The following is a 13,381-nucleotide window of genomic DNA, read 5'->3' as shown; positions in this document are numbered from 1 at the left end:
CTTAATTATTCTGGTAGATATCCTTATAGAGGCGACTTTCAAAGCGCACTAACGGGATACGACGGTTACGTTGATCGGCAGGCTCTACAGCATAACCTGACAAATATTGCACAAAGGCCATGCGCTGGCCGCTGGCAGTGGTAATAAATCCAGCAAGGTTATAGACCCCTTGCAGTGAACCTGTTTTCGCCGAAACTTTTCCATCAACACCCGCCTGATGAAGACCTGCGCGGTACTGCAATGACCCGTCATAACCCGCTAACGGTAACATTGAGATAAAGTTAAGCTCAGTGTCATTCTGCGCGATGTATTGCAACACTTGCATCATCGTGGCTGGAGAAATGAGATTGTGGCGAGATAAGCCTGAACCATCCACAACAATACTGTTACCTAAATCGACACCTGCTTTCTGCCGCAGAATTTGCCGCACAGCGTCCGCGCCGGCACGCCAGGTTCCCGGCACCCCAAAGCGGTTATGGCCGATGGTACGAAAAACGGTATCGGCAATCATGTTGTCTGATTTCTTCAGCATGACCTTTAGCAAATCGTGCAAGGGTGCCGATTGTTTGCTGGCGATCACCGTTCCTGGGGTATTAGATAGCGTCTGACGTAATAGAGTTCCGCTATAGTTGATTCCCGCCTCTTTAAGCTCGGCTTTTAAAATCGCACCTGCGTAACTTGCGCCATCCTGAATCGCAAATGCGAGTGGCAATGGGTCGGCGCGTTGAGTCATACACCCGGTGAGCGTAAAACGATTCAGATCGCCTGGAACGACATCCAGCTCGCAATATTGTGCGTCTGGAGAGCCTTTGGCGAGGGTACGAACCTGGCTATTCATCACGACAGGGTAGTAAGAGGCAATGCGAATAAAGGCTAAATCGTCCGCTTTAGGCGCGCTGTAGAGCGAAACAGAAAAACAATTTCGGTCAACAATGGCCGCTGCCGGTGGGGCGCTAAAGCATTGCGTCATGTCATTCCACGGCCAGCCAGGCGCTTTGTCATGACTGGCAAAAATGGAAGTATCGATGAGCACATTGCCCTGAATTTGCTGAACGCCCGATTTCTTCAGAACCGCAACCATATTGCGAATATCCTGGCGTTTTAGCGTCGGATCGCCGCCAAATCGTGCAATAAGGTCGCCTTGTAAAACACCGTTGCTCACTTGAGCCCGGCTTTCAAGGGTGGTAGTAAACCTGAAGTCTGGACCGAGTTGCAGCAGTGCGGCTAGCGCAGTAATGACTTTCTGGGTACTGGCAGGCAGCGCCATCTGTTGACTGTGATAGTCAATCGACGGAGCGGGAGCACCCACTTTTTGCACCATCAAAGCCAAATTCGCACCAGCAGGCAACTGGGAAGTATATTCTTCAATGTTGGCAGCCTGGACGGTAAACACCACAGCACTGGTCAATCCAATGACAAATCTAAAAAATCGCATAATCTCGCGGTAACAACCTGGAAACGTGCCGTCATACTACGGTGCATCGCAGTGCAAAGTAAACGATGACCCTCAGGGAACTCCAGGGTAAAATACAGGTCAATTTGGAAACCGTTCCTGACCTGGCGCTTTGCGCCGGGTCAGTTTTATTTTGCTTAGTGCCAGGGGTTTGCCTTATTAATGCAGACTCGGCTCTGGATTCAGGAGTGCCGCAGGGCAGTTCTGAACAGGAAAGTTTTGAAGAGGTATAACAATGCAACCTATTCCGATGACCCTACGTGGCGCAGAAAGATTACGTGAAGAGCTGGATTTCCTGAAGTCCGTACGCCGCCCGCAAATTATTGCCGCGATTGCTGACGCCCGCGAACACGGCGATTTGAAAGAAAACGCTGAATATCATGCCGCGCGTGAGCAACAGGGTTTTTGTGAAGGCCGTATCCAGGACATCGAAGCTAAGCTCTCCAACGCTCAGGTTATAGACATCTCAAAAATGCCAAATAATGGCCGCGTTATTTTCGGTGCGAGTGTGACTGTTTTGAACCTGGACAACGACGAAGAGCAGACTTATCGCATTGTTGGCGACGATGAAGCTGATTTTAAACAGAATCTTATTTCGGTGAACTCACCGATTGCTCGTGGCCTTGTGGGTAAAGAGCAGGATGATGTTGTTGTTATCCGTACCCCGGGTGGCGATGTAGAGTTTGAGATAGTGAAAGTGGAATATTTATAATTTCTGCTACGCTTTTTTATGGCGTGGAGTATTGTAAAGAAAGGAAAAAGGCCGCACCGCGGCCTTTTATCAACTAACAGAGCGTGGCATTTTGCACACTCTCTGCTTATTTCGGCAGAGAAATCTTGCGCTCTTTAGACGGGCGATAGAGCACCAGCGTTTTACCGATAACCTGTACATTACAGGCGCCGGTTTCACGCACGATGGCATCCACGATTAAGGTTTTAGTTTCGCGATCTTCAGTTGCGATTTTCACCTTGATTAACTCATGATGTTCGATCGCTTGTTCAATCTCGGCCAGTACCCCTTCGGTCAAACCGTTATTGCCAAGCATGACTACAGGCTTGAGCGGATGTGCAAGACCTTTCAGGTGCTGTTTTTGTTTAGTACTCAGATTCATCGTATTTTTTGCTTACGTTGGGATTGAAAACGGTTCATTCTACCGCCATCTCTACTGTATCGCCAAATCGGCTGTGCTGATAAGTCTACAGCCTGCTACTCACGATGAACAAAGTTGGAAAATGAGATGACAGGTAAAAAGCGTTCTGCCAGCTCTGGTCGCTGGCTGCAGGAACACTTTAGCGATAAATATGTAATTCAGGCGCATAAAAAAGGGTTGCGTTCCCGTGCCTGGTTTAAACTTGATGAAATACAGCAAAGTGACAAACTTTTTAAGCCAGGAATGACTATTGTTGATCTTGGCGCGGCTCCCGGAGGCTGGTCACAATATGTTGTGACTCAAATCGGGAACCAGGGGCGAATCATTGCTTGCGATCTTTTACCAATGGATCCTATCGTTGGTGTTGATTTCCTTCAGGGCGATTTTCGTGATGAACTAGTCGTGAAAGCTCTGCTGGATCGTGTTGGTGACAGTAAAGTTCAGGTTGTCATGTCAGATATGGCTCCAAATATGAGCGGGACACCGGCAGTTGATATTCCTCGGTCTATGTATTTAGTAGAACTGGCACTGGAAATGTGTCGTGATGTTCTGGCACCGGGCGGTAGTTTTTTAGTGAAAGTGTTTCAGGGCGAAGGTTTCGATGAGTATCTACGAGAAATTCGCTCCCTGTTTACGACAGTTAAAGTTCGTAAACCGGACTCTTCTCGTGCCCGCTCACGTGAAGTGTACATTGTAGCGACTGGGCGAAAACTATAGTCCCCTGACGCTGTTTGTTAACACAGTTGTAATATGAGGTTAATCCCTTGAGTGACATGGCGAAAAACCTAATACTCTGGCTGGTCATCGCGGTTGTGCTGATGTCTGTGTTCCAGAGCTTTGGGCCCAGCGAGTCAAACGGCCGTAGGGTGGATTACTCCACTTTCCTGTCTGAAGTGAATCAGGATCAGGTTCGTGAAGCGAGTATCAATGGACGTGAAATCAAAGTTACCAAGAAAGATAGTAACCGATACACGACTTACATCCCCGTTAACGATCCTAAACTGCTTGATAACCTGCTGACCAAAAATGTGAAAGTAGTAGGCGAACCGCCTGAAGAGCCAAGCTTGCTGGCTTCTATTTTCATCTCCTGGTTCCCAATGCTATTGCTAATTGGGGTCTGGATCTTCTTTATGCGTCAGATGCAGGGCGGGGGTGGCAAAGGTGCCATGTCGTTCGGCAAGAGCAAGGCGCGTATGCTCACCGAAGACCAAATTAAGACCACTTTTGCTGATGTTGCTGGTTGTGACGAAGCAAAAGAAGAAGTTGCTGAACTGGTTGAGTACCTTCGTGAGCCAAGCCGTTTCCAGAAACTGGGCGGTAAAATCCCGAAAGGCGTGCTGATGGTTGGCCCTCCTGGTACCGGTAAAACCTTGCTGGCGAAAGCTATTGCAGGTGAAGCGAAAGTGCCGTTCTTTACTATTTCCGGTTCTGACTTCGTAGAAATGTTCGTCGGTGTGGGTGCTTCCCGTGTTCGCGACATGTTCGAGCAAGCCAAGAAAGCGGCACCCTGCATCATCTTTATCGATGAAATCGACGCCGTAGGCCGTCAGCGTGGCGCGGGTCTGGGTGGTGGTCACGATGAACGTGAACAAACACTGAACCAGATGCTGGTTGAAATGGATGGTTTCGAAGGTAACGAAGGTATCATCGTTATCGCTGCGACTAACCGTCCAGACGTACTTGACCCAGCATTGCTGCGTCCGGGCCGTTTCGACCGTCAGGTTGTGGTTGGTCTGCCAGATGTACGTGGCCGTGAGCAAATCCTGAAAGTGCATATGCGCCGTGTACCGTTGTCTCCGGACATCGACGCAGCAATTATTGCACGTGGTACGCCAGGCTTCTCCGGTGCAGACCTTGCAAACCTGGTCAACGAAGCAGCTCTGTTTGCTGCCCGTGGCAACAAGCGCGTAGTTTCGATGGTTGAATTCGAAAAAGCGAAAGACAAAATCATGATGGGTGCGGAACGTCGCTCCATGGTGATGACAGAAGCGCAAAAAGAATCCACTGCCTATCATGAAGCAGGGCATGCGATTATTGGTCGTCTGGTTCCAGAACACGATCCTGTGCATAAAGTAACGATTATTCCGCGCGGTCGTGCACTGGGTGTAACGTTCTTCTTGCCGGAAGGTGATGCAATCAGCGCAAGCCGCCAGAAACTGGAAAGCCAGATTTCTACTTTGTACGGTGGCCGTCTTGCTGAAGAGATTATTTACGGTGCTGAGCATGTTTCTACCGGTGCGTCTAACGACATCAAAGTAGCGACATCTATTGCCCGTAACATGGTCACCCAATGGGGCTTCTCTGAGAAACTCGGTCCGTTGCTGTATGCGGAAGAGGAAGGCGAAGTATTCCTGGGTCGTTCCGTGGCGAAAGCAAAACATATGTCCGATGAAACTGCGCGTATCATCGATCAGGAAGTGAAGCTGTTGATTGAGCGTAACTATGCTCGCGCGCGCCAGCTCCTGAATGAAAATATGGATATTCTCCACACCATGAAAGACGCATTGATGAAGTATGAAACCATAGATGCGCCTCAGATTGATGACCTGATGAATCGTCGCGATGTGCGACCGCCAGCAGGTTGGGAAGATTCAAACAACGGCAACAACAATTCTGATAATAACGGTACACCACGTGCACCGCGTCCGGTCGATGAACCGCGCACGCCGAATCCTGGAAATACTATGTCAGAGCAGTTGGGCGATAAATAAGTCGTCACTGCCAGATGTTAATGCAGTAATCTATAAAACCCTGGGCTTGTCCCGGGGTTTTTGTTTTTTGTTTTAACCAAAGTCTATGCAGGGAATTTTGATGAAACTCACCGCACAGGGCACTACGCTCGATCTCTCGCACCCTCATATTATGGGGATCTTAAATGTCACACCTGATTCGTTTTCTGACGGTGGGCAGCACAATTCGTTAGTTGAGGCCGTAAAACACGCTAATGCGATGATCAACGCGGGTGCGACGATTATTGATATTGGCGGTGAGTCAACGCGCCCGGGCGCGGCTGAAGTGAGTGTCGAGGAAGAGTTGTCTCGTGTGATCCCAGTTGTAGAAGCCATTGCACAGCGCTTCGAAGTGTGGATTTCTGTTGATACGTCGAAACCGGAAGTGATTCGCGAAGCTGCAAGAGTCGGTGCGCATATCATCAATGATATTCGTTCATTACAAGAGCCAGGGGCGCTCGAAGCCGCTGCCGAAACAGGGTTACCTGTTTGCCTGATGCATATGCAGGGCGAGCCTAAAAATATGCAGCAAGCACCTCATTACGATGATGTCTTTGCCGATGTGAACCGCTTTTTTATCGACCAAATAGCTCGCTGCGAAGCGGCCGGAATCTCAAAAGAAAAATTGTTGCTCGACCCGGGCTTTGGTTTCGGTAAAAATCTAACCCATAATTATCAACTTTTAGCCCGACTCTCCGAATTCCACCACTTTGGCTTACCGCTGCTGGTGGGGATGTCGCGTAAATCAATGGTTGGCCAATTGCTGAACGTCGGACCGGATCAACGTCTGAGCGGCAGTCTTGCTTGCGCGGTAATATCTGCAATGCAAGGGGCTAATATCATTAGAGTTCACGATGTAAAAGAGTCAGTCGAAGCGATGCGCGTGGTGGAAGCCACACTTTCAGCGAAGGAAAAAAAACGCTATGAGTAACCGTAAATATTTTGGCACAGATGGCATCCGCGGTCGTGTAGGCGATTCTCCAATTACTCCTGACTTCGTGCTCAAACTCGGCTGGGCCGCAGGTAAGGTATTAGCGCGCCACGGCTCGCGTAAAATTATTATCGGTAAAGACACCCGTATCTCTGGTTATATGCTGGAATCTGCTCTGGAAGCTGGTCTGGCGGCAGCAGGGCTGTCTGCCTCATTCACTGGCCCGATGCCAACGCCTGCCGTTGCTTATCTGACCCGTGCATTCCGTGCTGAAGCAGGGATAGTTATCTCTGCCTCCCATAACCCGTTCTATGATAACGGGATTAAATTCTTCTCGATCGACGGTACTAAATTGCCGGACGAAGTCGAAGAAGCTATCGAAGCGGAAATGGAAAAAGAAATTACCTGCGTGGATTCAGCGGAGCTGGGCAAAGCCAGCCGTATCGTTGACGCTGCAGGTCGCTACATTGAATTCTGTAAAGGCACATTCCCGAACGAATTAAGCCTCAACAGCCTGAAAATTGTTGTCGATTGTGCTAACGGTGCAACGTACCACATTGCACCGAATGTGCTGCGCGAGCTGGGTGCAACGGTTATTACCGTGGGCTGTGAGCCTAACGGCGTCAACATCAACGAAAAATGCGGTGCGACTGACGTGCGTATGCTTCAGGAGCGTGTGCTGGCTGAAAAAGCTGATATTGGTATCGCTCTTGATGGGGATGGCGACCGTGTCATCATGGTGGATAACCTGGGCCATAAAGTTGATGGCGACCAAATTCTTTACATCATTGCTCGTGAAGGTTTGCGTCAGGGCCAATTACGCGGTGGCGCTGTCGGTACACTGATGAGCAATATGGGACTGGAACTGGCACTCAAACAGCTCGGTATTCCGTTTGCTCGCGCAAAAGTGGGCGACCGTTATGTTCTGGAAAAACTTCAGGAAAAAGGCTGGAGAATTGGCGCTGAAAATTCAGGTCACGTAATTCTTCTGGATAAAACCACTACTGGCGACGGTATCGTTGCAGGTTTGCAAGTACTCACAGCAATGGTGCGTAACCATATGAGCTTGCATGACTTATGCAGCGGAATGAAGTTATTCCCGCAAATTTTGGTTAATGTACGCTTTACCGCAGGCAGCGGTGATCCACTTGAACACGACTCAGTGAAAAAAGTGACTGCTGAAGTTGAAGAGGCGCTAGGCAATCGTGGCCGCGTGTTACTACGTAAATCCGGCACAGAGCCTCTCATCCGCGTAATGGTGGAAGGCGAAGATGAAGCGTTGGTCATTGAATATGCCAACCGTATCGCTGATGCTGTAAAAGCAGTGTAAAGTCACTCTTGGTTATTGTGTGAAAAGGCGGCACTTGCCGCCTGTTTTCCAGGCGAAAGTGGGTGTGTTGCTGTTTTTTTCCGCAGTCAGCGAAATGTGAATAAATTGCCCTTGCGCAGTTCGAAGGCTTTGGTTAGTATTCTCACCCGCTTCAGTGGGTAAACTTAAACATATCCGCTTGACTGGTTTGAAGCTTTGGTATGCGGTAATACCGCAAGGAACAGGTTGATAATATGTACGAAGCTCTTTTAGTTGTTTTCCTTATTGTAGCTCTGGGCCTTGTAGGTCTTATTATGCTGCAACAAGGTAAAGGCGCTGATATGGGAGCCTCCTTCGGAGCAGGCGCTTCCGCTACGCTGTTTGGTTCTAACGGTTCTGGTAACTTCATGACCCGTATGACCGCTGTGTTAGCAACGCTGTTCTTTATCATCAGCCTGGTACTGGGTAACCTCAATACCAACAAAACCGATAAAGGAAGTGTGTGGGATAACTTAACTCAGCCAACAAAAACTGAGTCACAGCCAGCGGCACCTACCAAGCCGAGCAGCGATATCCCGCAGTAAGTAGTAAGCTTCTGTACGGTAAGAAATGATTGCCGTACGCAAAGTGCCGAGGTGGTGGAATTGGTAGACACGCTACCTTGAGGTGGTAGTGCCCGATTGGGCTTACGGGTTCAAGTCCCGTCCTCGGTACCAAAATATCTGCATTTCTTGCATTTTATGCAATATCGGCGTAATATTTGCCACGTTTTCGGACGCGGGGTGGAGCAGCCTGGTAGCTCGTCGGGCTCATAACCCGAAGGTCGTCGGTTCAAATCCGGCCCCCGCAACCACTTTCCCTGAGAGTTCTTTTTCAAATATAGTGTGAACACCAGTTGGTGCCTCGCGAAGAATTTAGAAAAAAATTCTCCTGGATGGTGTCCGGGCCGCAATCGCGGTGTACAGGGTTCAGTTATATAAAGCCTCGATTTATCGGGGTTTTTTGTTATCTGACTTCAGAATAACTGGGCTATATGCCCTTTTTTTATTTCTCGGGGGTGGGCTTGTCCACATTAGAGCAAAAATTAACAGAGATGATTTCAGCACCGGTCGAGGCGCTGGGCTATGAATTAGTCGGTATCGAATTCGTTCGAGGTCGCCAATCTACGCTGCGCATCTATATTGATAGTGAAGCTGGCATCAATGTTGATGATTGTGCTGATGTCAGTCACCAGGTAAGTGCAGTTCTGGATGTCGAAGACCCTATCACTGTAGCTTACAACCTGGAAGTTTCCTCACCAGGCCTTGATCGACCAATGTTCACCGCGGAGCATTACGTTCGCTTTACCGGCGAAGAAGTGAGCATTGTGTTGCGAATGGCTGTGCAAAACCGTCGTAAATGGCAGGGTATAATTAAAGCCGTAGAAGGTGAGATGATCACGGTCACGGTGGAAGGTAAAGATGAAGTGTTCGCGCTGAGCAACATCCAGAAAGCGAACCTGGTACCCCACTTTTAATAGTTTGGATTGAGGTGAAAACCCAGGATGAACAAAGAAATTTTGGCTGTTGTAGAAGCAGTTTCCAATGAAAAATCACTGCCGCGCGAGAAGATTTTCGAAGCGCTGGAAAGTGCACTTGCAACAGCGACCAAGAAAAAATACGAACAAGAGATTGATGTGCGTGTCAGCATCGATCGTAAAAGTGGTGACTTCGATACTTTCCGCCGCTGGGTTATTGTTGAAGAAGTGACCCAACCTACGCGTGAAATTACCCTTGATGCAGCTCAATTCGAAGATCCAGAGCTGAATGTTGGCGGATACGTTGAAGACCAGATCGAATCTGTGACTTTCGACCGTATCACTACTCAGACCGCAAAACAGGTTATCGTACAAAAAGTACGTGAAGCTGAACGCGCAATGGTAGTTGATCAGTTCCGCGAGCTAGAAGGTGAGATCATCACAGGCGTGGTTAAGAAAGTTAACCGTGATAATATTTCGCTAGAAGTTCGCCCGATCGATGGTTCTAACACGAGTGCTGAAGCAGTAATTCCTCGCGAAGATATGTTGCCGCGTGAAAACTTCCGCCCAGGTGACCGTATCCGCGGTGTGCTTTATGCTGTGCGTCCGGAAGCTCGCGGCGCTCAACTGTTTGTTAGTCGATCTAAGCCTGAAATGCTGATCGAACTGTTCCGCATTGAAGTGCCGGAAATCGGCGAAGAAGTTATTGAAATTAAAGCTGCGGCGCGTGATCCTGGTTCTCGTGCGAAAATCGCTGTGAAAACCAACGATAAGCGTATCGACCCAGTAGGGGCTTGTGTTGGCATGCGTGGTGCGCGTGTCCAGGCTGTTTCTACTGAACTGGGTGGCGAGCGTATTGATATCGTGTTGTGGGACGATAACCCAGCACAATTTGTTATCAATGCTATGGCTCCAGCAGACGTAGCTTCCATTGTTGTTGATGAAGACAAACATACAATGGACATCGCGGTAGAGGCAGGCAATCTGGCACAAGCTATCGGTCGTAATGGTCAGAACGTGCGTCTGGCTGCTCAACTGAGCGGCTGGGAACTCAACGTTATGACTGTTGATGACCTGCAAGCTAAGCATCAGGCTGAAGCACATGCGGCCATTGATACCTTTACTAAATACCTCGAAATCGACGAGGACTTCGCCACTGTATTGGTAGAAGAAGGTTTCTCCACTCTCGAAGAACTGGCCTACGTGCCAATGAAAGAGCTGCTGGAAATTGATGGCCTTGATGAAGATACAGTGGAAGCATTACGTGATCGCGCCAAAAACGCCCTCACCACGCTGGCATTGGCGCAGGAAGAAAGCCTGGGCGATAACAAACCTAAAGAGGATCTGCTGAACCTCGAAGGTATGGATCGCAATCTGGCCTTTAAACTCGCTTCGCGCGGTGTGAGCTCGCTGGAAGACTTGGCTGAGCAAGGTGTCGACGATCTGTCAGATATTGAAGGTTTAACTAACGAGAAGGCCGGTGAATTGATTATGGCTGCTCGCAATATCTGCTGGTTTGGCGGCGAAGCGTAATAAACTGTAGCAGGAAGGAACAGCATGACAGATGTAACCGTAAAAGCGCTGGCCGCAGAGATTCAGACCTCCGTGGACCGCCTGGTACAGCAATTTGCTGATGCAGGGATCCCTAAGGCTGCTGATGATTCTGTCTCGGCCCAGGAGAAACAAACATTACTGGCCCACCTGAACCGTGAACATGGTTCTGCGCCAGATAAGTTGACATTACAGCGCAAAACGCGCAGTACTTTAAACATTCCAGGTACCGGTGGGAAAAGTAAATCGGTACAAATCGAAGTCCGCAAGAAGCGCACCTTTGTGAAACGTGATCCGCAAGAGACTGAACGTCTTGCCGCGGAAGAACAGGCGCAGCGTGAAGCGGAAGAGCAAGCCCAACGTGAGGCGCAGGAAGCTGCCAATCGTCAGGCGCAAGAAAAAGCTAAACGTGAAGCTGAAGATAAAGCTAAGCGTGAAGCCGCTGATAAAGCGAAACGTGAAGCTGCGGAAAAAGACAAAGTGAGCAATCAACAAGACGATATGACGAAAAGCGCCCAGGCCGACAAAGCCCGCCGCGAAGCAGAAGCTGCCGAGCTGAAGCGCGCTGCTGAAGAAGAAGCCCGTCGCAAATTAGAAGAAGACGCCCGCCGTGTAGCTGAAGAGGCCCGTAAAATGGCTGAAGCTAACGCAGGTGTATGGACGGAAGAAGAGAAAGTGGAAGACGACAAATCTGATTACCATGTCACCACCTCTCAGCATGCTCGCCAGGCTGAAGACGAAAACGACCGTGAAGTTGAAGCAGGTCGTACTCGCGCTCGTACTGCGACAACTAAAGCACCACGCCAGAAAAAAGGCGGCAAACACGGCGAGTCTAAAGCTGACCGTGAAGAAGCTCGTGCTGCAGTTCGTGGTGGTAAAGGCAAGCGTAAACCAAGTTCACTGCAGCAAGGCTTCAACAAGCCTGCACAAGCAGTTAACCGTGACGTCGTAATCGGCGAAACCGTTACTGTTGCAGAACTGGCTAACAAAATGGCTGTTAAAGGCTCTCAGGTCATCAAAGCAATGATGAAACTGGGTGCAATGGCAACCATCAACCAGGTCATCGACCAGGAAACCGCACAGCTGGTTGCCGAAGAGATGGGCCACAAAGTCATCCTGCGTCGTGAAAACGAACTGGAAGAAGCGCTGATGAGCGACCGTGACACTGACGCAGTTGCTGAGTCACGTGCGCCGGTTGTTACCATCATGGGTCACGTTGACCACGGTAAAACTTCACTGCTCGACTACATTCGCTCTACTAAAGTAGCGTCTGGCGAAGCGGGTGGTATTACCCAGCACATCGGTGCATACCACGTAGAAACTGACAACGGTATGGTTACCTTCCTGGATACCCCGGGCCACGCAGCGTTTACTTCTATGCGTGCTCGTGGTGCTCAGGCGACGGATATCGTTGTTCTGGTTGTTGCTGCAGACGATGGCGTAATGCCACAAACTATCGAAGCTATCCAGCACGCGAAAGCGGCGCAGGTGCCGGTAGTTGTTGCGGTGAACAAAATCGATAAGCCAGAAGCTGATCCAGACCGCGTTAAGCAGGAACTGTCTCAGTACGGCATCATGCCAGAAGAGTGGGGCGGCGAAAGCCAGTTCATCCACGTGTCTGCTAAAGCAGGTACAGGTATTGACGAACTGCTGGACGCAATCCTGCTGCAAGCTGAAGTTCTTGAACTGAAAGCAATGCGTGACGGTATGGCGAGCGGTGTGGTTATCGAATCCTTCCTTGATAAAGGTCGTGGTCCGGTAGCAACTGTTCTGGTTCGTGAAGGTTCCCTGAACAAAGGCGACATCGTTCTTTGTGGTTTCGAATATGGCCGTGTTCGTGCAATGCGTGACGAAATGGGTCGTGAAGTGACTGAAGCGGGTCCGTCTATTCCTGTTGAAATCCTGGGTCTGTCCGGTGTTCCGGCAGCGGGTGATGAAGTAACAGTTGTTCGTGACGAGAAAAAAGCTCGTGAAGTTGCTCTGTATCGTCAGGGTAAATTCCGCGAAGTTAAACTGGCTCGCCAGCAGAAATCTAAGCTGGAAAACATGTTCGCCAACATGACCGAAGGCGAAGTGTCTGAAGTGAACGTTGTGCTCAAAGCAGACGTTCAGGGTTCTGTTGAAGCGATCAGCGATTCCCTGCTGAAACTGTCAACTGATGAAGTTAAAGTTAAAATCATCGGTTCAGGCGTGGGCGGTATCACTGAGACTGACGCAACGCTTGCTGCAGCTTCTAACGCTATTCTGGTTGGCTTCAACGTACGTGCTGATGCATCTGCTCGCCGCGTAATTGAATCTGAAAGCCTGGATCTGCGTTACTACTCCGTCATCTATCATCTGATTGACGAAGTTAAAGCAGCAATGAGCGGTATGCTGTCTCCTGAGCTCAAACAACAGATCCTCGGCCTGGCCGAAGTTCGCGACGTGTTCAAATCACCTAAATTTGGCGCAATCGCAGGTTGTATGGTTACCGAAGGTGTGGTCAAACGTCACAACCCAATCCGTGTACTGCGCGACAACGTTGTTATCTATGAAGGCGAGCTGGAATCTCTGCGCCGCTTCAAAGATGACGCGAACGAAGTTCGTAACGGTATGGAATGTGGTATCGGCGTGAAGAACTACAACGATGTGCGTGTTGGTGACGTGATCGAAGTATTCGAAATCATCGAAATCCAGCGTACTATCGCCTGATATCAGCCGAGTACATAGCTAATATCTTTAGGGGGCCGAGCGCCCCCTGA

General features: G+C 49.5%; 11 protein-coding genes and 2 tRNA genes. 11 read left to right on the top strand and 2 right to left on the bottom strand.

The window, feature by feature from the left end; all coding sequences use genetic code 11:
- Nucleotide 1: 1 nt before the first annotated feature.
- On the bottom strand, nucleotides 2-1,435 hold the full coding sequence (gene dacB, locus GBAG_RS17960) for a serine-type D-Ala-D-Ala carboxypeptidase (protein WP_034498829.1): 1,434 nt from the start codon (nucleotides 1,433-1,435) through the stop codon (nucleotides 2-4).
- Between the two features lie 253 nt (nucleotides 1,436-1,688).
- Here dacB and greA point away from each other — a divergent pair, with 253 nt between their 5' ends.
- Nucleotides 1,689-2,165: a transcription elongation factor GreA gene (gene greA / locus GBAG_RS17955; RefSeq protein WP_034498827.1), complete on the top strand. Its 477-nt coding sequence runs from the start codon at nucleotides 1,689-1,691 to the stop codon at nucleotides 2,163-2,165.
- Nucleotides 2,166-2,271: 106 nt separating this feature from the next.
- On the opposite strand, the gene yhbY is transcribed toward greA, so the two are convergent.
- A complete protein-coding gene (gene yhbY / locus GBAG_RS17950; protein WP_034498826.1) occupies nucleotides 2,272-2,565 on the bottom strand; it encodes a ribosome assembly RNA-binding protein YhbY in 294 nt (97 codons plus the stop codon).
- 126 nt (nucleotides 2,566-2,691) lie between these two features.
- On the opposite strand from yhbY, the gene rlmE reads away from it, so the two are divergent.
- The 10 genes from rlmE to infB all read left to right on the top strand — a co-directional run bounded on the left by rlmE (nucleotide 2,692) and on the right by infB (nucleotide 13,331).
- The gene (rlmE, locus tag GBAG_RS17945) at nucleotides 2,692-3,321 is read left to right on the top strand and encodes a 23S rRNA (uridine(2552)-2'-O)-methyltransferase RlmE (protein WP_034498825.1); all 630 of its coding nucleotides are present in this window, start codon (nucleotides 2,692-2,694) and stop codon (nucleotides 3,319-3,321) included.
- Nucleotides 3,322-3,377: 56 nt separating this feature from the next.
- The gene (gene ftsH / locus GBAG_RS17940) at nucleotides 3,378-5,315 is read left to right on the top strand and encodes an ATP-dependent zinc metalloprotease FtsH (protein ID WP_034498824.1); all 1,938 of its coding nucleotides are present in this window, start codon (nucleotides 3,378-3,380) and stop codon (nucleotides 5,313-5,315) included.
- A 100-nt stretch (nucleotides 5,316-5,415) separates the two neighbouring features.
- Complete coding sequence (folP, locus tag GBAG_RS17935) at nucleotides 5,416-6,264, top strand: dihydropteroate synthase (RefSeq protein WP_034498823.1); 849 nt, start codon at nucleotides 5,416-5,418, stop codon at nucleotides 6,262-6,264.
- A complete protein-coding gene (gene glmM / locus GBAG_RS17930) occupies nucleotides 6,257-7,594 on the top strand; it encodes a phosphoglucosamine mutase (RefSeq protein WP_034498822.1) in 1,338 nt (445 codons plus the stop codon). The genes folP and glmM overlap by 8 nt, the downstream gene beginning before the upstream one ends.
- Nucleotides 7,595-7,827: 233 nt before the next feature.
- Nucleotides 7,828-8,157: a preprotein translocase subunit SecG gene (secG, locus tag GBAG_RS17925; RefSeq protein ID WP_034498820.1), complete on the top strand. Its 330-nt coding sequence runs from the start codon at nucleotides 7,828-7,830 to the stop codon at nucleotides 8,155-8,157.
- Between the two features lie 45 nt (nucleotides 8,158-8,202).
- Nucleotides 8,203-8,289: transfer RNA gene (locus tag GBAG_RS17920), tRNA-Leu, on the top strand.
- A gap of 60 nt (nucleotides 8,290-8,349) precedes the next feature.
- Nucleotides 8,350-8,426: transfer RNA gene (locus tag GBAG_RS17915), tRNA-Met, on the top strand.
- 210 nt (nucleotides 8,427-8,636) lie between these two features.
- Nucleotides 8,637-9,089 (top strand): ribosome maturation factor RimP, encoded by a 453-nt coding sequence (gene rimP, locus GBAG_RS17910; protein ID WP_034498954.1) that lies wholly within the window; start codon nucleotides 8,637-8,639, stop codon nucleotides 9,087-9,089.
- A gap of 27 nt (nucleotides 9,090-9,116) precedes the next feature.
- Complete coding sequence (gene nusA, locus GBAG_RS17905) at nucleotides 9,117-10,622, top strand: transcription termination factor NusA (RefSeq protein ID WP_034498819.1); 1,506 nt, start codon at nucleotides 9,117-9,119, stop codon at nucleotides 10,620-10,622.
- A 24-nt stretch (nucleotides 10,623-10,646) separates the two neighbouring features.
- Nucleotides 10,647-13,331: a translation initiation factor IF-2 gene (infB, locus tag GBAG_RS17900; RefSeq protein ID WP_034498817.1), complete on the top strand. Its 2,685-nt coding sequence runs from the start codon at nucleotides 10,647-10,649 to the stop codon at nucleotides 13,329-13,331.
- The last annotated feature ends 50 nt before the right edge of the window (nucleotides 13,332-13,381 follow it).

It is taken from the genome of Buttiauxella agrestis ATCC 33320 (assembly GCF_000735355.1).
Taxonomy (GTDB): domain Bacteria; phylum Pseudomonadota; class Gammaproteobacteria; order Enterobacterales; family Enterobacteriaceae; genus Buttiauxella; species Buttiauxella agrestis.
Note: the sequence above shows the minus strand (reverse complement) of the source record. Positions and strands in the feature narration are given on the sequence as shown.